Origin of the sequence: Aeromicrobium sp. CFBP 8757, assembly GCF_014841755.1 — a bacterium.
GTDB lineage: Bacteria > Actinomycetota > Actinomycetes > Propionibacteriales > Nocardioidaceae > Aeromicrobium.
The window spans coordinates 559,880-580,235 of sequence record NZ_JACYUM010000001.1; the positions used below are offsets into that span (position 1 = coordinate 559,880).

The 20,356-nt window shown below is 72.0% G+C and carries 16 protein-coding genes and 2 tRNA genes; 15 read left to right on the forward strand and 3 right to left on the reverse strand.

Annotated features, from left to right (window positions below):
- The first annotated feature begins 1 nt into the window (after position 1).
- The gene (locus IFT73_RS02735) at positions 2-1,522 is read left to right on the forward strand and encodes an aldehyde dehydrogenase family protein (protein WP_192166278.1); all 1,521 of its coding nucleotides are present in this window, start codon (positions 2-4) and stop codon (positions 1,520-1,522) included.
- Positions 1,515-2,747 (forward strand): VOC family protein, encoded by a 1,233-nt coding sequence (locus IFT73_RS02740; RefSeq protein ID WP_192166279.1) that lies wholly within the window; start codon positions 1,515-1,517, stop codon positions 2,745-2,747. The genes IFT73_RS02735 and IFT73_RS02740 overlap by 8 nt, the downstream gene beginning before the upstream one ends.
- Before the next feature lie 82 nt (positions 2,748-2,829).
- Here the strand turns inward: IFT73_RS02740 and IFT73_RS02745 are convergent, their stop codons facing one another.
- Positions 2,830-3,489, reverse strand: a complete 660-nt coding sequence (locus tag IFT73_RS02745) for a DUF429 domain-containing protein (protein WP_192166280.1) — start codon at positions 3,487-3,489, stop codon at positions 2,830-2,832.
- Between the two features lie 52 nt (positions 3,490-3,541).
- On the opposite strand from IFT73_RS02745, the gene IFT73_RS02750 reads away from it, so the two are divergent.
- The 3 genes from IFT73_RS02750 to IFT73_RS02760 all read left to right on the forward strand — a co-directional run bounded on the left by IFT73_RS02750 (position 3,542) and on the right by IFT73_RS02760 (position 5,545).
- Positions 3,542-3,973: a VOC family protein gene (locus IFT73_RS02750; protein ID WP_192166281.1), complete on the forward strand. Its 432-nt coding sequence runs from the start codon at positions 3,542-3,544 to the stop codon at positions 3,971-3,973.
- An 82-nt stretch (positions 3,974-4,055) separates the two neighbouring features.
- The gene (gene recO, locus IFT73_RS02755) at positions 4,056-4,784 is read left to right on the forward strand and encodes a DNA repair protein RecO (RefSeq protein WP_056607432.1); all 729 of its coding nucleotides are present in this window, start codon (positions 4,056-4,058) and stop codon (positions 4,782-4,784) included.
- A gap of 8 nt (positions 4,785-4,792) precedes the next feature.
- Complete coding sequence (locus IFT73_RS02760; RefSeq protein WP_371811139.1) at positions 4,793-5,545, forward strand: isoprenyl transferase; 753 nt, start codon at positions 4,793-4,795, stop codon at positions 5,543-5,545.
- Between the two features lie 22 nt (positions 5,546-5,567).
- Here IFT73_RS02760 and IFT73_RS02765 read toward each other — a convergent pair whose 3' ends face one another.
- On the reverse strand, positions 5,568-5,996 hold the full coding sequence (locus tag IFT73_RS02765) for a MerR family transcriptional regulator (RefSeq protein WP_192166283.1): 429 nt from the start codon (positions 5,994-5,996) through the stop codon (positions 5,568-5,570).
- Between the two features lie 58 nt (positions 5,997-6,054).
- Between IFT73_RS02765 and IFT73_RS02770 the strand changes: the two genes are divergently transcribed.
- The 6 genes from IFT73_RS02770 (at position 6,055) to IFT73_RS02795 (ending at position 13,839) form a co-directional block, all read left to right on the forward strand.
- On the forward strand, positions 6,055-6,903 hold the full coding sequence (locus IFT73_RS02770) for an NAD(P)/FAD-dependent oxidoreductase (protein ID WP_192166284.1): 849 nt from the start codon (positions 6,055-6,057) through the stop codon (positions 6,901-6,903).
- 41 nt (positions 6,904-6,944) lie between these two features.
- Positions 6,945-7,727 (forward strand): fumarylacetoacetate hydrolase family protein, encoded by a 783-nt coding sequence (locus IFT73_RS02775; RefSeq protein ID WP_192166285.1) that lies wholly within the window; start codon positions 6,945-6,947, stop codon positions 7,725-7,727.
- Complete coding sequence (gltX, locus tag IFT73_RS02780; RefSeq protein ID WP_192166286.1) at positions 7,720-9,228, forward strand: glutamate--tRNA ligase; 1,509 nt, start codon at positions 7,720-7,722, stop codon at positions 9,226-9,228. Before IFT73_RS02775 ends, gltX begins: the two co-directional genes overlap by 8 nt.
- 68 nt (positions 9,229-9,296) lie before the next feature.
- Positions 9,297-9,368: transfer RNA gene (locus tag IFT73_RS02785), tRNA-Gln, on the forward strand.
- Positions 9,369-9,433: 65 nt separating this feature from the next.
- A tRNA-Glu gene (locus IFT73_RS02790) sits at positions 9,434-9,509 on the forward strand.
- Positions 9,510-9,732: 223 nt separating this feature from the next.
- Entirely contained in the window at positions 9,733-13,839 is a 4,107-nt protein-coding gene (locus tag IFT73_RS02795) for a M1 family metallopeptidase (protein WP_192166287.1), read from the forward strand.
- A 66-nt stretch (positions 13,840-13,905) separates the two neighbouring features.
- Here the strand turns inward: IFT73_RS02795 and IFT73_RS02800 are convergent, their stop codons facing one another.
- Entirely contained in the window at positions 13,906-15,267 is a 1,362-nt protein-coding gene (locus IFT73_RS02800; RefSeq protein WP_192166288.1) for an MmgE/PrpD family protein, read from the reverse strand.
- Between the two features lie 173 nt (positions 15,268-15,440).
- On the opposite strand from IFT73_RS02800, the gene IFT73_RS02805 reads away from it, so the two are divergent.
- The 4 genes from IFT73_RS02805 to IFT73_RS02820 are packed head-to-tail and all read left to right on the forward strand — an operon-like array spanning position 15,441 to position 20,329.
- Positions 15,441-16,625, forward strand: a complete 1,185-nt coding sequence (locus tag IFT73_RS02805; protein WP_192166942.1) for a CaiB/BaiF CoA-transferase family protein — start codon at positions 15,441-15,443, stop codon at positions 16,623-16,625.
- Positions 16,622-17,434, forward strand: a complete 813-nt coding sequence (locus IFT73_RS02810) for a cyclase family protein (RefSeq protein WP_192166289.1) — start codon at positions 16,622-16,624, stop codon at positions 17,432-17,434. Before IFT73_RS02805 ends, IFT73_RS02810 begins: the two co-directional genes overlap by 4 nt.
- Entirely contained in the window at positions 17,431-18,873 is a 1,443-nt protein-coding gene (locus IFT73_RS02815; protein ID WP_192166290.1) for an MmgE/PrpD family protein, read from the forward strand. Before IFT73_RS02810 ends, IFT73_RS02815 begins: the two co-directional genes overlap by 4 nt.
- Positions 18,866-20,329: a dihydroorotase family protein gene (locus tag IFT73_RS02820; protein ID WP_192166291.1), complete on the forward strand. Its 1,464-nt coding sequence runs from the start codon at positions 18,866-18,868 to the stop codon at positions 20,327-20,329. Before IFT73_RS02815 ends, IFT73_RS02820 begins: the two co-directional genes overlap by 8 nt.
- Positions 20,330-20,356 lie beyond the last annotated feature (27 nt).

Below are 20,356 nucleotides of genomic sequence, written 5' to 3' on the forward strand. Positions count from 1 at the left end.
CATGAGCGCATCATCGGCGACGAGCGTCGCGAAGCAGGCAGCAGACATCCTCGACCGTCTCGGTGCGGGCGACCCGTTCGTCGCCGACGGCGACCTGGTGTGCCGGTCGCCGATCGACGGCAGCGAGCTGGGGCGACTGCGGTCGCACACCGCCGACGAGGCGTCCGACGTCATCGGTCGCGCCCACGACGCCTTCGGCCGGTGGCGCACCGTCCCGGCGCCGGTGCGCGGGCAGTTCGTCCGCGAGCTCGGCGAGCTGCTGCGCGAGCACAAGGACGACCTCGGCGCCCTGGTAACGATCGAGGCCGGCAAGATCGTGTCGGAGGGCCTCGGCGAGGTGCAGGAGATGATCGACATCTGCGACCTGGCCGTCGGCCTGTCGCGCCAGCTGCACGGGCTCACGATCGCGACCGAGCGTCCCGGCCACCGGATGATGGAGCAGTGGCTGCCGCTGGGCGTCATCGGCGTCATCTCGGCGTTCAACTTCCCGGTCGCGGTGTGGTCGTGGAACGCGGCGCTGGCCTTCGTGGCCGGTGACGCCGTGGTCTGGAAGCCGTCCGAGAAGACGCTGCTGACGGCGCTGGCGTGCCAGGCGCTGGCGGTCGAGGCGGGCCGTCGCGCCGGCGTCCCCGAGGGCCTGTCGGCCGTGCTGGTCGGCGACCGGACGGTCGGCGAGGTCATGGTCGACGACCCGCGCGTGCCGCTGGTGTCGGCGACCGGGTCGACGCGGATGGGCAAGGAGGTCGCCCCCCGGGTGGCCGCCCGCCTCGGACGGACGCTGCTCGAGCTCGGCGGCAACAACGCCGCGATCGTCGCGCCCTCGGCCGATCTCGACCTCGCCGTGCGCGGCATCGTGTTCTCGGCCGTCGGCACGGCGGGCCAGCGGTGCACGTCGCTGCGCCGCATCATCGTCCACGAGTCGATCAAGGACGACCTGGTCGCCCGCCTGAAGGCCGCCTACGAGACGCTGCCGATCGGCTCGCCGCTCGAGTCGTCGACGTTGGTCGGCCCTCTGGTCGACGAGGCGGCGTTCGACGCGTTCGGCGCCGCGATCGAGATCGCCCGTGCCGACGGTGGCGAGCTCGTCACCGGTGGCACGCGCGCCGACGTCGAGGGCGACGGCTTCTACGTCCGCCCGGCGATCGTCGACATGCCGCGGCAGACCGAGATCGTCAGGGCCGAGACGTTCGCGCCGCTGATGTACGTCCTGACGTACTCCGAGCTCGACGAGGCGCTGACGCTGCACAACGAGGTCGCGCAGGGCCTGTCGTCGTCGATCTTCACGCTCGACGTCCGCGAGGCCGAGACCTTCATGTCGGTCGTCGGCTCCGACTGCGGCATCGCCAACGTCAACATCGGCCCGTCCGGCGCCGAGATCGGGGGCGCGTTCGGCGGCGAGAAGGAGACCGGTGGCGGACGCGAGTCGGGCTCGGACGCGTGGCGCGCCTACATGCGCCGCACGACCAACACCGTCAACTACTCGACCGAGCTGCCTCTGGCGCAGGGGGTGGAGTTTGTCTGACGTCGGGGTGGCCGTGTCGCCGACGGCGCTGCGCGCGCGGTTCGCCGCGGCGCTGTCGGAGCTGTACGGCTCCGAGGTGCCGGCCTACACGACGCTGGTCGAGGTCTCGGCCGAGGTCAACGCCGACGTCCTGGCCAGTCGCGACGACGCCGAGCGGTTCGGGTCGATCGGCCGGGTCACGGCCGAGCGGCACGGGGCGATCCGGCTCGGGACGACCGACGAGCTGGCGCAGGTGGCCCGCATCTTCGGGGCGTGCGGCATGTACCCCGTGGGGTTCTACGACCTGCGCGAGGCGACGCCCGCGATCCCCGTCGTGTCGACGGCGTTCCGCCCGACCGCCCGGCCCGAGCTCGACGAGAACCCGTTCCGCGTGTTCACGTCGCTGCTCGTGGTCGACGACCGACGGTTCTTCGACGAGGGGCTCGAGGCCGAGCTGCGGGAGTTCCTCGCGGCCCGGACGCTGTTCCCCGACGAGCTGCTTGAGCTGGCCGACCTCATGGAGGGCGAGCACGAGCTGACGTCCGCCCAGGCCGACCGGTTCCTCGAGCTGGCGACGGCCGCGTTCGCGCTGTCGCCCGAGCCCGTCGACCGTGCCTGGTACGCGCGGCTCGAGGAGGTGTCGAGCGTCGCGGCCGACATCGGCGGCGTCGCGTCGACGCACATCAACCACCTGACGCCGCGGGTGCTCGACATCGACGACCTCTACGCGCGGATGTCCGCGCGGGGCGTCGAGATGATCGACCGTATCCAGGGGCCGCCGCGCGCCGAGGGCGGACGGCCCGACGTCCTGCTGCGGCAGACGTCGTTCCGGGCGCTGGCGGAGCCGCGGACGTTCCGCGAGCCCGACGGCTCGCTGGCGTCCGGTGACCTGCGGGTGCGGTTCGGCGAGGTCGAGGCCAGGGGAGTCGCGCTGACGCCCGCGGGTCGCGACCTGTACGACGCGCAGGGCGTCGACGCGTTCCCGTCCACCGACGTCGATCTCGACGCGGCCGACCTGGCGTACTACGCGCGGGCGGGCGACGGCACGCTGCAGCCGATCGTCTACGAGGACTTCCTGCCGAAGTCGGCGGCGGGCATCTTCGCGTCCAACCTGACGGGCGACGGATCGGTCGACGGCACGCGCGAGGGCACGGCCCGCGACGCGAGCTGGCTGCAGGACGTCCTCGGCCGCACCCTGCACGATCCGTACGACCTCTACGAGGCCGAGCGCGCCGCGACGCGGTGACCTGGCGACCTGTCCTCCCCGGGAGCGGTGACCTGGCGACCTGTCCTCCACCGGGACACGTCGCCAGGTCACCGTCTCGTGGTCAGGTCCAGATGGCGGGGTGCGGGTGGTCCCGGGGCTCGGGAGGGAGACGCTCGGCGACGCCGTCGGCGACCCTGCGTGCGGTCCAGGCCGTCGCCGCCGCGTCGAGGACGTCGTCGACCGCGACGCCCCGCCGGCGCTCGGCGACCACGTCGATGCCGTGCGCGGCCAGCAGCGCGCGGCGCAGCGCCTCGCCCGGGACGGTCGTCTTGCCGTCGACCAGCACGCCGCCGTTCATGGCCGCGAAGCACACCTCGGGGTGCGCCTCGACGACCGGCACACCGGGATCGGACGTCAGCCAGTCGTGCACGTCGCGGATCTTCGGCACGAGGTACCACGTCTGCTTGCTGAGCCCCAGGCCCAGCGCGGCCTTGTTGGCCGCGTTCGCGGCGGGGTAGTCGGCGGCGTCGAGCACCGCCGCGGCCGGGGCGTTGAAGACCGTCGACGCCCGGCCCGGCAGGAGACGGCGGGCGAGCCCCTCGGCGACCCGTGGCACGTCGGCGGGCAGCCCGATCGGGATGTCGATCGCGACCGCCTCGACGGGCCCCGCGGCCTCGACGAGCTCGGCGATCGTCGCCGCGACCAGCACGTCGGTGGAGCCGTCCCACCGCACGCCGACCCAGCCCAGCCTGCACCCGTCGACCCCCAGCACCGCTCCCATCCGTCCGATCCTGCCACTGGAATCTGTCGGCGGCCTGCGGGACGCTGTCGTCATGCCGAAGACCGTCCAGATCACGATCGACTGCTCCGACCCCGCGGTGCTGGCCGCCTTCTGGGCCCAGGCCCTCGACTACGAGGTGCAGGGGCCACCGCCGGGCTTCGACTCCTGGGACGACGCGCTGCAGGCGTTCGGCGTGCCGCCCGACCAGCGCAACTCCCGCTCGGCCATCGTCGCGGACGGCCTGCCGCGGGTGTTCTTCCAGCGGGTGCCGGAGGGCAGGACCGGCAAGAACCGCCTGCACCTCGACGTCCGGGCGGCCCCGGGCCTGGTGGGCGACGAGCGCATGGAGGCGCTCGAGGCCGAGGCCGCACGTCTGGAGGCCATCGGGGCCCGACGCGCCTACCGGGTCGAGCCCGACGGACGCATGGAGCACGGCTTCATCACGATGCACGATCCCGAGGGCAACGAGTTCTGTCTCGACTGAGGCCTGCAGGTGGTCGGCTGTGCGGGCCGACCGTGGCGCGCCGGGTGGCGCAAACGTCCCCGCCGCACGGCACAATGGACGGGTGAGTCTCTACCGCGACACCGGCATCGTGCTGCGGGTCCACAAGCTGGGTGAAGCCGATCGCATCATCACGCTCCTGACCCGGCAGCGCGGCATCGTGCGCGCCGTGGGCAAGGGGGTCCGCAAGACGACGTCGCGCTTCGGCGCGCGGCTCGAGCCGTTCATGCACGTCGACGTGCAGCTCGCCGAGGGGCGCTCGCTCGACATCATCACGCAGGTCGAGACCGTCAACGCCTTCGCCAAGGACCTCGGGCTCGACTACGAGGCCTACACCGCCGGCACCGCGATGCTCGAGACGGCCGAGCGGCTCGTGCAGGAGGACGGCGAGCCCGCCGTCGCCCAGTTCCAGCTGCTGGTCGGCGCCCTGCGCGCGCTGCGCCAGCGCACCATGGCACCGGGCCTGATCCTCGACTCGTACCAGCTGCGGGCCCTGTCGATCGCCGGCTACGCGCCGACGTTCGACGGCTGCGCGCGCTGCGGCGAGGAGGGCCCCCACCGCAACTTCCACGCCGCATCGGGCGGCATGCTGTGCGACGACTGTCGCGTCGCCGGCTCGGCCGCCCCGTCGCCGTTCACCGTCACGCTGCTGGCCGGGCTGCTCAGCGGCGACTGGCCCACCGTCGGCACGGCCGACGAGCGGTCGCGGCGCGAGGCCAGCAGCATCGTCAGCGCCTACCTGTCGTGGCACCTCGAGCGGGGGCTGCGCTCGCTCAGCCACGTCGACCGGTGAGGCGACCGGTGCGCCGCCCGGTGCCGCACGCGTCCGGGGCGACGCCGCCCAGCATCCCGCTGGCGCAGGTGCCGCGGCACGTCGCGATCGTCATGGACGGCAACGGCCGCTGGGCCAAGCAGCGTGGCCTGCCGCGCACGGCGGGTCACGAGATGGGCGAGGCGGCGCTGTTCGACGTCGTGGAGGGCGCGATCGAGATCGGCGTCAAGGCCGTGTCGGCGTACGCGTTCTCGACCGAGAACTGGAAGCGCTCGCCCGACGAGGTCCGCTTCCTGATGGGCTTCAACCGCGACGTCATCCGTCGTCGGCGCGACGAGATGCACGAGCTGGGGGTGCGGGTGCGCTGGGCCGGGCGCCGTCCCCGCCTGTGGCGCAGCGTCATCAAGGAGCTCGAGACCGCCGAGGAGCTGACCCGCGACAACGACGTGCTGACGCTGACGATGTGCGTCAACTACGGCGGGCGCGCCGAGATCGCCGACGCCGCGGCAGCGCTGGCCCGCGACGTCGCCGCGGGGCGGGTCAACCCCGACAAGGTCACCGAGAAGACGTTCGCGCGCTACCTCGACGAGCCCGACATGGAGGACGTCGACCTGTTCTGGCGCACGTCCGGCGAGCAGCGCACCAGCAACTTCCTGCTGTGGCAGTCGGCGTACGCCGAGATGGTGTTCAGCGACATCGCGTGGCCCGACGTCGACCGTCGCGCCCTGTGGGCCGCCGTCGAGGAGTACGCCGCGCGCAACCGTCGCTACGGCAGCGCCTGACCGTTCCCGTCCGCTGGCGCAGCTACGGCAGCGCCTGCACCTCGGGCCACGGCGCGGTGCCCGCGAGGACGTCCTCGATCGTGGCGCGGAAGCCGGGGCAGCGCGTCACGTCGTGCGCCTCGCACTCGAAGGCGTGCAGCGTCATGGCGCGCGACAGCCGCATCTCCTCCATGCGGCGGTCGAGGTCGGTCAGGTGCTCCTGCAGCACGGCGTGGCGCTTGGGCCCGTGGTCGTCGTCGAGCAGGACGGCGATCTGGTCGAGCGTCATGCCGGCGGCCTTGCTGCGCAGGATGACGGCGATGCGCACGAGGTCGTCGTCGCCGTAGCGCCGCCGGTCGGCGCCGTCGCGCTCCGGCCGCAGCAGCCCCTTGTCCTCCCAGTGCCGCAGCACGTGGGTGTCGAGGCCGAACCGGGCCGCCGTGTCGCCGATCGAGCGCAGACTTGACTTCATGTCGACATGAACTCACACGATGAAGGGGTCACGCAACCCACGACCCCAGGAGATCACCATGCACGACGTCATCGTCATCGGCGGCGGACCCGCCGGCCTGCAGTCAGCCCTCACCCTCGGACGCATGCACCGCGACGTGCTGCTGCTCGACTCCGGCGACTACCGCAACGCCACGGTCGACCACGCCCACAACTACGCGACGCACGACGGCATCGCGCCCGCCGAGTTCCGACGCCTCGCCCGGGCCGACCTGGCGGCCTACGCGACGGTCGAGGTGCGCGAGGCGAGGGCCGAGCGCGTCGAGCGCGACGGCGACGGCTTCGCGGTGCACGTCGGGGGGACGACCGTGCGCGCGGCCACCCTCGTGCTCGCCACCGGCGTGAGGGACGCCCTGCCCGACATCCCCGGACTGGCCGAGGCCTGGGGTAAGGAGATCGCGGCCTGCCCGTTCTGCCACGGCCACGAGACGGCGGGGCAGCGGGTCGCCCTCGACCTCGAGGGGCCGCACCTCGACCGGCTCACCGCGATGCTCGGCCGCATCGGAGCCGAACTGGTCGACGTCCACGGTCGGGTGCGCAGCATCGCCCGCGTCGACGGTGGCCTCGACCTGACCCTCGACGACGGCGGGACGCTGCGGGTCGGCGGCATGTTCATCGCGCCGACGTTCAGCCAGTCGGCACCGTTCGCCGAGCAGCTCGGCCTCGAGCTCAACGACTCGGGCTGCGTCCGCGTCGACGCCTTCCAGGCGACCTCGGTGCCCGGCGTGTTCGCCGCCGGCGACGCCGCACACGTGCCGGCGCTGCCCATGCCGATGTCGTCGATCGTCACGTCGCAGGCCGCCGGCATGGTCGCCGGCGCGGCCGCCGTGCAGCACCTGCTCATGCGCGAGGCAGCCCCGGTCGGCTAGGCGTCGAGGGGCCCCGGCCAGGACCGATAGGCTGGGGTCCTATGCGTATCGCCAGGTTTGCCGGGGACGACGATCCTCGTTTCGGAGTCATCGGGGACGACAACGGTGTCCCCACCATCGCCGTGCTGAACGGGGACCCGCTCTACGCGGGCCTCAACCTCAGCGGCCAGAAGATCCCGCTCGCGGACGTCCGGCTGCTCGCGCCGGTCATCCCGCGCAGCAAGGTCGTGTGCGTCGGCAGGAACTACGCCAAGCACGCCGCCGAGCTGGGCAACGACGTGCCCGAGGAGCCGCTGATCTTCCTCAAGCCCAACACCAGCGTCATCGGGCCGGGCGAGCCGATCTTCTACCCCGAGCAGAGCAGCGACGTGCAGTTCGAGGGCGAGCTCGCGGTCGTCATCGGACGCATCTGCCGCGACGTCCCGGCCGACGACGCGAAGAAGGTCATCTTCGGCTACACCGTCGCCAACGACGTCACGGCTCGCGACCTGCAGAAGAAGGACGGCCAGTGGGCCCGCGCGAAGGGCTTCGACACGTTCTGCCCCCTCGGTCCGTGGATCGAGACCGACTTCGACCCGTCCGACGTCCGGGTGTCGACCGAGCTCGGCGGCGAGACCAAGCAGGACGGTCGCACGTCCGACATGGTCTTCACGGTGCCCGACGTCATCGCCTACGTCTCGTCCTTCATGACGCTGCTGCCCGGCGACGTCATCCTCACCGGAACGCCCGACGGCGTCGGCCCCATGCAGGTCGGCGACAGCGTCAGCGTGACGGTCGAGGGCATCGGCACCCTCACGAACCAGGTGGTCTCCCGCAATGACTGACATCTCGACCGACTCCCCGTCCCGTCCCGTGGTGGCGCGCTTCTGCCCGTCCCCGACCGGCAACCCGCACGTCGGCATGGCCCGCACGGCCCTGTTCAGCTGGGCGTTCGCCCGCCATCACGGCGGACGGTTCGTGTTCCGCATCGAGGACACCGACACGTCGCGCGACAACGAGGAGTCGTACGCGCTGCTCGTCGAGGTCATGCACTGGCTCGGCCTCGACTGGGACGAGGGCCCCGAGGTCGGCGGACCGAACGGCCCCTACCGCCAGTCCGAGCGCATGGACGTCTACGCCGACGTGGCCCAGCAGCTGCTCGACGCGGGACACGCCTACAAGGCGTACGACTCCGCCGAGGAGCTCGAGGCCCGCCGCAACGCGGCCCGGGCCGCCGGCAAGCCGAGTGGCTACGACGGCCTGCACCGCGACCTGACGCCCGAGCAGGCCGCCGCGTACGAGGCCGAGGGCCGCGAGCCCGTCATTCGCTTCAAGATGCCGCAGAAGGACTGGACGTTCACCGATCTGGTCCGCGGCGAGATCACGTTCGGCGCCGAGAACGTGCAGGACTTCGTCATCGTCCGCGCCAACGGCCAGCCGCTCTACACGCTGACCAACCCCACCGACGACGCGCTGATGGGCGTCACGCACGTGCTGCGCGGCGAGGACCTGCTGAGCTCGACGCCCCGCCAGATCGCGCTGTACGAGGCGTTCGCCGAGATCGGCATCGGGGGAGGGTTCACGCCCGAGTTCGGACACCTGCCGTTCGTGATGGGCGAGGGCAACCGCAAGCTCTCGAAGCGCGATCCCGAGTCGAACCTGCTCGACTACAAGCCGAAGGGCTTCCTGCCCGAGGGCCTGCTCAACTACATGGCCCTGCTCGGCTGGTCGATCGCGGACGACCGCGACGTCTTCAGCATCCCCGAGATGGTCGAGGCGTTCGAGATCGGCAGCGTCAACGCCAGCCCCGCGCGCTTCGACATCAAGAAGGCCGAGGCGATCAATGGCTCGCACGTGCGCCTGCTGACCGACGCCGACCTGCGCGACCGCCTGGTGCCGTACTTCCAGGACGCCGGGCTGATCGACGAGATGCCGACCGAGACGCAGCTGGGGGTGCTGGCCGCGGCGACGCCGCTGGTGCACGAGCGCATGACGTTGCTCACGGAGGCCGTCGACATGCTCCGCTTCCTGTTCGTCTCGGACGAGGAGTTCTCGGTCGACGAGGCCGACGCGGCCAAGAACCTCGACGAGAAGGGGCTCGAGGTCGTGCGCGCCGCCCGCGACGCGCTCGACGCGATCCCCGGCACCGCCGAGTGGACCACCAGCACGATCGAGGGCGCGCTGCGGCTCACCCTGATCGACGGCATGGGTCTCAAGCCGCGCCTGGCATTCGGGCCCGTTCGCGTCGCCGCGACGGGCAGCCGCATCTCCCCGCCGCTGTTCGAGTCGCTCGAGCTGCTCGGCCACCGCCGGACGATCGCGCGCCTGGACGCCGCGCTGGGGTGACCCGGTTTGGGCTGCGGGCGCCCCGTCGGGTAAAGTCTGACCTCGGTTCGGACAGCGTCCGCAGCCAGTGGGATATGGTGTAATTGGCAACACAGCGGTTTCTGGTACCGCCATTCTAGGTTCGAGTCCTAGTATCCCAGCGACACCCTCCGAACAGCCTGCGAAGGCCTTTTGGTAGGGTTCTCGAGGTCGCAAGACCACCCATGGCCCCGTTGTGTAGCGGCCTAGCACGTCGCCCTCTCAAGGCGGTAGCGCGGGTTCGAATCCCGTCGGGGCTACCATGGACAAGACCCCCTGATCAGCCGAAGCGCTGGCCAGGGGGTCTTCTGTATGTCGGGACGTCCCAGGACCGGCCGTTCCCGTGACGGATCGAGGTCGTTGCCCGATCATTTCCTGCAGCAACGATCTTGAAACGTCCCTGACATCAGGTCGGGGCATCATCAGCCACGATCCGTCGACCCTGGGGTGGGGTTCCAACGCGGGCACGACTCCGAGGGAGGGCGCATGGCGCTCGCATCACGACACCTGGCACGTATCGCATCCCTGGCGCTGGTCGCCGGGACGCTCGTCGTCACGACCGGGACGGGAGCGGCCGTCGCCGCCGACGCGGTCGACGGCGGACTGACGGCGGGGGACAGCCTCTTCCCGAATCAGGGCAACTCCGGCTACGACGCCCTGCACTACGACATCGACCTGTCGGTCGACGTGGCGGTGTCCGGCACCAACAACGCCCCGGCGGCGACGTCGTTCCGCACCGCGCGCACGACCGTCGACGCACGGACGACGGGCGCCCCGCTGTCGTCCTACGCCTTCGACTTCCAGGGCTCGGCCAGCACGCTCGAGGCCAGCACGCTCAACGTCGACTCGGTGACGGTCGACGGCAGGCCCGCGACGTTCACGCGCATCGAGAACACGACGGTCGACGACGCCACGACCGACGTCCACAAGCTCGTCGTGACGCCCGCGACCCCCGTGTCGGGCGACTTCTCGACGGTCGTCACCTACTCCGGCGTCCCGGTGCGCCACACCGACACCGACGGCTCGTACGAGGGCTGGAACAACACGACGGACGGCGCGACGTTCGTCAACCAGCCCGTCGGGTCCATGACGGCCTTCCCGAACAACAACACGCCGCGCGACAAGGCGACCTACACGATCTCGGTCGACGCGCCGAGCAAGCTGGCGACGTCCGCGACGGCCGCGGCGGCCAACCCCGGTCTCAAGGACGCCGCGGTCGTGAGCAACGGCGAGCTCGCGTCCCGCACACCCAGCAAGGACGGCTCCCGCACCACCTGGGTGTGGGAGCAGAAGAAGCCCATGGCCAGCATGGTGAGCCTGATCTCGGTGGGTCGCTACACGATGTACGAGTCGTCGATCACGCTCGCGAGCGGACGGGTGCTGCCGGAGTGGTCGTTCATCGACCCCGCCATCTCGGTGGCCAACCAGCAGACTACCCAGGCGACCCGCGCCCAGCTGACGTCGATCCTGAACTTCCTGGAGACGAAGTACGGCCCCTACCCGGGCAACAGCGTCGGTCTCGTCACCGACGTCGTCCCGTCCGCGATCAACTACGCGCTCGAGACGCAGGACCGGTCGTTCTTCCCCAACAGCGCGGGCCGGTCCACCACGATCCACGAGCTGACGCACCAGTGGTTCGGCGACGGTGTGTCACCGACCGACTGGAACGACATCTGGGTCAGCGAGGGCACCGCGACGTACACGGAGGCGCAGACGGCCTACGAGGGAGCCGGGAGCTCCACCACGAGCACCGAGAGCTCGTACTTCACGTCGTGGAGCAACGCGAGCACCACCAGCTCTCTGTGGGCGGTCCCGACCGCTCGCATGGCGGAGGCGTCCCAGCTGTTCGGCGCGCAGGTCTACACCCGCGGCGCGATGACGCTCGAGGCGCTGCGCACCGCGATCGGCGCGGCCGACTTCGCCACGCTCATGCGCACGTGGCAGGACCGCCACATCGGCACCAGCAAGCGCACCACCGACTTCATCGCGCTCGCCGAGGAGATCTCGGGGCGTGACCTGACGGCCTTCTTCGACGAGTGGATCTACCGCGCGGGCAAGCCGTCCTGGCCGGCGAAGTTCACCCTCGCCCTGGCCGGCCCGACCACCCCGGTCTCGGCGGGCGCTGCGGCCTCGTACACGCTCACCAGCCGCAACACGGGCCGGGTCGCGCAGACCAGCAGCGTCGTGACGGTCGATCTCGCCGACGTGCTCGACGACGCGTCCCTGGGCACCCTGCCCGAGGGCACGAGCGTCGACGGCACGACGCTGACGTGGACGGTCCCGTCGACCGCGGTCGGGGCCACCTCGACCGTCACGATCCCGGTGGCCGTCGCCGACGACGCCACGGGCGCGAGCCTGAAGGCCGCCGCGCGGGCCAGCACGCTGGGCTCGACGTGCGCCGGTTGCACCTCGACCGTCACGGTCGGTGCGCCGCCCGTGTCGCCGTCCGCCGTCCCGACCGTCACGGGTGGGGCGCCGACGGTCGGTCAGCCCCTCACGGCCGCCACGGCGGGGTGGGCCGGAGGCACGACGTTCACCTACCAGTGGCTCGTCGACGGGACGCCCGTCGCCGGCGCCACGACGTCGACCTTCACGCCGAGCGTGACGGCGGTCGGCCTGACCGTCCGCGTGATGGTCACAGGGTCGAAGGGTTCGGCGTCTCCCGTCACGCGCACCAGTGAGGCGACGGCAGCCGTCGCGCGCACGACCCAGACCGGCTCCACGCCCGTCGTCAGCGGCACCCCGAAGATCGGCCGACGGCTCACGCTCGACGTCGGAACCTGGGAGCCGGGGACGTTCTTCACCTACCAGTGGGCGGTCAACGGGGTGAACGTCACCGCGGCCAACGGCGGAACCGGCCCGAGCTTCGTCCCGTCGCTCGCGACCCAGGTGGGCCAGACCGTCACGGTGACGGTCACCGGCACCAAGTCCGGCTACGGCAACGTCGCCAGGACGAGCACCGCCACGGCGCCCGTCGTCGCGGGGGAGTTCGGTGACGTCCCGACGCCGACCCTCTCGGCCGCACCACGGGCGCTCGCGCCGGTCTCGGCCGTTCCGGGCGTCTGGGAGGACAACACGACCTTCGCCTACCAGTGGTCGGTCGAGGGCTCGCCGGTCACCGGCGCCACCGGCGTCACCTTCACCCCGACGCTCGCCCAGGTCGGCGCGCGCCTGACGGTCGCCGTCACCGGCACGAAACCGGGCTACCCGACGGCGGTCACGAAGGTGAGCGAGGCCGTGGCGGTCGCGCCCGCGGCGCAGACGGCGACACCGGTGCCCACGATCAGCGGCACACCCACGGTGGGTGCCGAGCTGACGGCCGACCCGGGCACCTGGGACGACGGCACGACGCTGACGTTCCAGTGGTCCGCCGGCGACGTCGCCGTCGACGGAGCGACGGGCTCGACCTTCACGCCGGGTGCGGCGACGGTCGGCAAGACCGTCACCGTCGCGGTGACCGGCACGCGGGAGGCCTACGCGACGGTCACCCGCACGAGCAAGCCGACGGCGGAGGTGGCGCCGGGTGCGCTGGTGGAGACACCCCGGCCGACCATCAGCGGCACCCCGAAGGTCGGAGTGGCCCTGACCGGCACGCCGGGCGCCTGGGACGCGGGCACGACGCTGACGTACCAGTGGCTCGTCGGTGGATCGGCGGTCGAGGGCGCGATGGAGCTGTCGTTCACCCCGGACGCGTCGGCTGCCGCCAAGATCGTGACCTTCGCGGTCACCGGCAAGCGGGACGGCTACACCTCGGTCACCACGACGAGCGAGCCGACGGTCGAGGTCGCCGCCGGTGACCAGGCCACGACCGTCCCGACCGTGCAGGGTGTCGCGAAGGTCGGCGTGGAGCTGACCGGATCGGCCGGCGAGTGGGCCGCGGACACGACGCTGTCGTACCGCTGGCTCGTCGACGGCGACGCGGTCGAGGGCGCCACGGGCACGACGTTCACCCCGGCGGCAGGGATGGTCGGTGACCGGGTGGCCTTCGAGGTGACGGGTCGCCGTGCCGGCTATGCGACGGCGACCCGGACCAGCGAGCCGACCGGCGCGGTCGTCGAGGGCGATCTCGTCCTGACACCGGTCCCCGCCGTGAGGGGCACGGTGCAGGTGGGCGGCAGCGTCACGGCGGACGCCGGCACGTGGGACGCCGGGACGGCCCTGGCCTACCAGTGGACCCGCGACGGCTCACCCGTCACCGGTGCCACCGGTCCGACGTACTCGCTGACGCCGGCCGACCATCGCGCGGTGCTGGCGGTGACCGTGCGCGGCTCGAAGGACGGGTACCGCACGGTCTCGCAGACCAGCGCCGGGCAGCGTGTCGTCGCCGGCGCGCAGGCGCGGTCCCCGCGGCCCTCGGTCAAGGGGACGCGCAAGGTCGGTCGCACCCTGACGGTCCGCAGGGCGTCATACGACGCCGGGGTGAAGCTGTCCTACCGCTGGTACGTCAACGGTCACCGGGTCGGCGGCAACCGGCCGACGCTCCGCCTCGCGAAGGCCTACCGGGGCAAGCGGGTGGTGGTGCGCGTGACGGCCAACAAGCCGGGCTACGTGACCGAGGCGCGGAACAGCAGGAAGACGGCCCGCGTCAGGTAGGCCGCAGCAGGAGCGCCAGGACGGCTCGCGTCAGGTGAGTCGGGTCCGACCCTCCGCGCGCCTCGCTCAGGGCAGCGCGCGGAGGGTCGCGACGGCGTCGGTGCTCGTTGCGAGTGCCGCCACGACGGCCAGGATGCGTCGCGTGTCGTCGTCGCCGACCAGGCGCCGCACCTTGGCCGTCACGTCGGCGGCCGACATCGGGAAGTGGTCGGAGTCGCCGATCGGGTTCGGCACGCCGAGGCCCAGCTCGGTGCCGTCGTGCAGGACGATCGTGACCTCGGCGGCGCGGCGGTGGGGGAGCAGGGCGTCGAGCGCGGGAGCCGCGGACACCTCGACCCGCGTGCTGAGCTCCTGCGCGACCGCGAACGTCGGACCGTCCGGGTCGAGCGTCGTCGCGTCGATCGCCGGGCTGACGACCGCCGCGGCCACGACGAACGGCAGCGAGAACATCGCGGCCAACCGCGAGCCCGGGTCGCGCTGGAACAGCGGGGTGGCGAGCGAGTGCGTGCGCACGACGACCCGCGCGACGTCGTCGCCGTGCAGGCCGTACGAGGCCTTCAGCGCCTGCACCGCGTCGACCGCGGCGTGCGTGTACGAGCACGAGGCGTGCTGCTTGGTGTAGCCCTGCGTCGTCAGCCAGTCCTCGCCGAGCCCGTCGACCAGGCTCGTCGGGTCGAGGGTGCCGATGACGTCGCCGAGCGTGTGCTGGGCGCTGCCGGCGTTGTCGACCAGACCTGCCAGCGCGAGGCGGGCGGCGTCCAGGCCGGCGCGGTTGGCCCCCGCGATCCACAGGTTGCGGCTGAACCCGCCGGTCAGCACGACCTCCCACGGGGCGACCTGCACCAGCGTCGTCGACGCGTCGATCGCGGCGGCGACCTGCTCGGTCGTCGCGTCGAGCAGCAGCGCGGCGGCGCACGCCGCGCCGGTCGCACCCCAGTGGCCGTGGGTGTGCCATCGCGGGTCGCGGGTCGTGGCCCGGCCGAAGCGGGCCGCCACCTCGTAGCCGACCGCGACGGCATCGACCAGCTCGGGCCCGGTCACCGGCCTGGCGGCGATCCGGGCGGCGGCGACGGCGGCGAAGAGGACGTGGGCGGCCGGGTGGCCCGCGGCGTGCTTGTTGCCCTCGTCGAGCTCGAGACAGCAGGCGGCGATCGCGTCCAGGTGCGCCACGGTCTCGGCCGTGCCGGTCACGGACGAGCCGATGGTCGCGTGGGTCCCGCGCTCGGCCTGCCAGGACGCCGCCAGCACCTGCAGCTCGGGGGTCCTGCTGCCGACGAGGGTGACGCCGAGCAGGTCCACCAGCATCGTGGCGACCCGGTCGCGGACCTCGGGCGGCACCCCGTCGCGCCGGCACGTGGTCGCGAGCCGTGCCAGCTCGTCGGTGGCGGCTCGCTGTTCCGCTGGGCGAAACGTGTGTGAGGTGCTCATGAGTGTGGACGCTACGCGGCGCGCCGTGAGCGCGTCAATGATCTGCGCCGAGACGACAGGCGACGAGTCAGAAAGCGGCGCCGACGGGGTTCCCCTCGCCGCATCGGACCATTAGAGTGAGCCGGACAGATGTTCCTCTCAGCGAAACAGGTGTCTTCGTGACTGACCTTCCCATGCCGTTGTCCGGTGTCCGGGTGCTGGACGTGTCCACGATCCTGGCGGGCCCGCTGTGCTGCCAGATCCTCGGCGACTTCGGTGCGGACGTGGTCAAGATCGAGCACCCCGCCGGCGGCGACAACATGCGCGGCCACGGCGCCAGCAAGGACGGCGTCCCGCTGTGGTGGAAGGAGATCAGCCGCAACAAGCGCACCGTCGCTCTCGACCTCAAGGCACCCGGTGGCGCCGAGGTGTTCCGCCGGCTCGCCGCCGAGGCCGACATCGTGGTCGAGAACTTCCGGCCCGGCACGCTCGAGCGCTGGGGCATCGGGCCCGACGTGCTGCTCGCCGACAACCCCGGACTCGTCCTGGCCCGCCTGACGGGCTTCGGCCAGACCGGCCCGTACTCGGCGCGCCCGGGCTTCGGCACGCTGGCCGAGGCGATGAGCGGCTTCGCCGACGCGACGGGCGAGGCCGACGGCCCGCCGACGCTGCCGGCGTTCGGCCTGGCCGACAGCATCTGCGGCATCGCCGCGTCGTCGGCGGTGCTGATGGCGCTGCGCCACCGCGACGCCACCGGCACCGGACAGGTCGTCGACCTCAGCATCCTCGAGCCCATCATGACGGCCGTCGGCCCGGCGCCGACGTACTACCAGCAGCTCGGCGTCGTCGCCCAGCGCCACGGCAACCGCTCGACCAACAACGCGCCCCGCAACACGTACCGCACGGCGGACGGTGCCTGGGTCGCCGTGTCGACCAGCGCGCAGCGGATCGCCGAGCGCGTCCTGACGCTCGTCGGGCACCCCGAGGTCATCGACGAGCCGTGGTTCGCGACGGGTGCCGGTCGCGCCGAGCACGTCGACCTGCTCGACGAGTACGTCGGCGACTGGATCGCGCAGCGCGACCGCACCGAGGTCCTCGACGTCTTCGAGGCGGCCGGTGCCGCGATCGCGCCCGTCTACGACGCCCGTGACATCACCCAAGACCCCCACATCAAGGAGACACAGATGCTGCTCGAGGTCGACGACCCCGATGTCGGTCCGCTGCTGCAGCACAACGTGATGTGGAGGATGAGCGAGAGCCCGGGCGCGATCCGCTTCACGGGCCGTGCCCTCGGCCAGGACACGCACGAGGTGCTCACCGAGTCCGGCTACTCCGCCGACGAGATCGCCGAGCTCACGAGCGCGGGGGTCGTCCGATGACCGACGCGTTCCTCCAGGCCACCCTCGGCGGGGTCGACGTGGTCGACCTCGGGCGCCAGCTGCGCGTCGGCATGCCGCAGTCGCCCAACCACCCGCAGTTCTGGCACACCCTGCCGCGCCGTCACGGCGACATGACCCGCGCCGACGGTGGCAGCGCCGCGAACGACATGATCACGACCGGCACGCACGTCGGCACCCACATCGACGCGCTGGCCCACGTGTCGCACGACGGCAAGATGTTCGGCGGCGTCGACGCGGCGGCCGCGGGCGTCGGCGGCAAGTACGACGAGCTCGGCGTGCACACCATCGCGCCGATGGTCCGGCGCGGCGTGCTGCTCGACATCCCGGCCCTCCTCGGGGTCGACGTCTGCGACGGCGGCTACGAGATCACCGTCGCCGACCTCGAGGCCGCGGCCGAGCGCGAGGGCGTCGAGGTCCGCGAGGGCGACGTCGTCCTCATCCGCAGCGGCTGGGGCAGCCTGTTCTCGCAGGGTGCGCCGTACGTCGGCGGCCCCAGCGGCGTGCCCGGCATCGGCGAGGCCGGTGCCGAGTGGCTGGCCGCGCGGGGCGTGCACGCCGCGGGAGCCGACACGATCGCCTTCGAGCGGCTCGCGCCGGGCGGCGGTCACGCCCTCCTGCCGGCACACCGCGTGCTGCTCGTCGAGAACGGCATCTACATCATCGAGGCCCTCGACCTGGAGGAGCTCGCGGCGAAGCAGCGCCACGAGTTCACCTTCGTGCTGATCCCGCTCAACATCTACGGCGCGACCGGCTCGCCGGTGCGCCCGCTGGCGGTGACGTCGGCATGAGCGAGCTGACCCTGGCCCAGCAGATCGCGGCCTTCGCCGAGGGCACGTCGTACGACGACCTCCCGGCCGACGTCGTCGAGAGCGTCGGCATGCGCGTGCTCGACACGCTCGGCATCGCCGTCGCGGCCGCCGACCTCGACACCAGCCGCGCGGCCCGCTCGTGGGCCCGCGACCAGGCCGGCGGGGGACCGGCGTCGGCGGTCGGCGTCGACGCCCCGCTGCCGGCCAACCTCGCCGCGTTCGTCAACGGCGTGCTGGCGCACTCGCTCGACTACGACGACACCCACCTGCCGTCGGTGCTGCACCCCAGCGCGACCGTGGTCCCCGCGGCCCTCGCCGCGGCGCAGGCGCACGGCGCCGACGGGCGCGAGCTCGTGCGCGGCATCGCGATCGGCCTGGAGGTCTGCGTCCGGCTCGGCATGGCCGGCTACGACGCCGAGAAGAAGAACTCGACGTTCTTCGAGAACGGCCAGCACGCGACGTCGATCTGCGGCGCGATGGGCGGTGCGGTCGCGGCAGCGGTCATCGGCGGTGCCTCGGCCGCGGCGATCACCGACACGATGGGCGTCGCGGCGTCGATGGCGTCGGGCATCATCGAGGCCAACCGCACCGGCGGAACCGTCAAGCGCATCCACTGCGGGTGGGCGGCGCACGCGGCGATCTCGGCCGCGAGCCTCGTCGAGTACGGCATCACCGGGCCCCCGACCGTCCTGGAGGGGCGCTTCGGCTTCTTCCAGTCGTGGCTGCACGGCACGTACGACCCGTCCCAGGTCAGCGACGGCCTCGGCACGACCTGGTCGGTGCCCGGCATCTTCGTCAAGCCCTACCCGGCCAACCACTTCACGCACGCGGCCGTCGACGCGGCGTCCGCGCTGCGGGTCGCCGGCATCGCACCCGGCGACGTCCGCCGGCTGACGCTGGGCGTCCCCGCGCCGAACCTGCGCACGATCGGCGAGCCGATCGACGTCAAGCGGTCACCCGAGACGGGGTACATGGCCCAGTTCAGCGGTCCGTACGCCGTCGCCGTCGGCCTGCTCGGCGGCAGCGGTCTGGGAGCCGGTCTCGACGACTACACCGACGAGCTCGCCCACGACCCGGCGCGGCGCGCCATCATGGCGAAGGTCGACGTCGTGGCCGACGACGAGTGCACCGACATCTTCCCGCACCAGTTCCCGGCGGTGCTGACCGCCGAGCTCGAGGACGGGCGTACCGTCGTCGAGAAGGTGCTGACCACGCGGGGAGGGCCGCAGCGACCGCTGTCGTTCGACGAGATCGCGTCGAAGTTCGCGACCAACGCGGGCCGCAACCTCGACCCCGCCGCCGTCGCCGCGCTGTCCGCGGTGTGCCGCGACCTCGCGGGAGCGTCGACGATGGACGACCTGCTGACACCCCTGACCCTGATCGACCCTGCTCCGAGCAAAGGACTGACCCATGCCTGAATTCGACCTCATCATCACCAACGTCCAGGTCGTGCGCCCGGGCCACGAGGCCCCCGAGCGCCTCGACGTCGCGGTCAAGGACGGACGCTTCGCGGCATTCGAGGCCGACCTCGACGCGAGCCGCGCCGAGACCGTGCTCGACGCCGGCGGCAAGCACCTGTTCCCGGGTGCCGTCGACGTGCACCAGCACTGGGGCATCTACAACGAGCTGGGCGAGGACGCCGCGAGCGAGAGCCAGGCGTCGGCCCAGGGCGGCGTGACCTCGGGCATCACGTACATGCGCACCGGCGCGTACTACCTGAACCGCTCGGGTCCGTACACCGAGATCTTCCCCGAGGTGCTCGCCGCGACCGAGAAGAAGGCCTACATCGACTACGGCTTCCACATCGCGCCGATCCTGGCCCAGCACATCGACGAGATCCCGTACCTCGTCGAGAACGGCGTCCCGTCGTTCAAGGTCTTCATGTTCTACGGCAGCCACGGCCTGCACGGTCGCTCGACCGACCAGGGCTCGTTCCTGATGCTGCCGGAGGACGAGTCGTACGACATCGCGCACTTCGAGTTCGTCATGCGCGGCATCCAGAAGGCCCGCGAGGACGAGCGCTTCGCCGCCGACCGCGACCACATCTCGCTGTCGCTGCACTGCGAGACCGCCGAGATCATGCGGGCGTACACCAAGCTCGTCGAGGCCGACGGCACGCTCGAGGGCCTCGAGGCGTACAGCGCGTCGCGCCCGCCGCACTCCGAGGGCCTCGCGATCACGATCGCGTCGTACCTCGCGCACGAGACCGAGCTGCCCAACATCAACCTGCTGCACCTGACGTCTCGCAAGGCGATCGAGGCCGCGATGATGATGCAGGCCACGTTCCCGCACATCAACTTCCGCCGCGAGGTCACGGTCGGCCACCTGCTGGCCGACTTCCACACCGCGAACCTCGGCGGCAAGGTCAACCCGCCGCTGCGCTCGCGCGAGGACGTCGAGGCGCTGTGGGACCACCTGCTCGCGGGCAACTTCTCGTGGGTCACGTCCGACCACGCGTGCTGCAAGGACGAGACGAAGTTCGGCGAGCCGCGCGACGACGTGTTCGTCGCGAAGTCCGGCTTCGGCGGCACCGAGTACCTGCTGCCCGGCATGATCTCCGAGGGCCGCAAGCGCGGGCTGTCGTACAACGCGATCGCCGAGCTGACCGCCCGCAACCCCGCCGACCGCTTCGGCCTGGCCAACAAGGGCGACCTGCAGGTCGGCTACGACGCCGACTTCAGCCTCGTCGACGACGACGTGCAGTACACGGTGCGGGCGGCCGATTCGGTCTCGACGCAGGAGTACACGCCGTTCGAGGGCTTCGAGCTGACCGCCCGGGTCACCGACACGTACCTGCGCGGCGAGGTCGTCTGGGCCGACGGCGCGATCGTCGGCGAGCCGCGCGGCACGTTCCAGAAGCGCTCGGGCAGCTGACGCCGCACGGCGGGAGCCGACACCGCA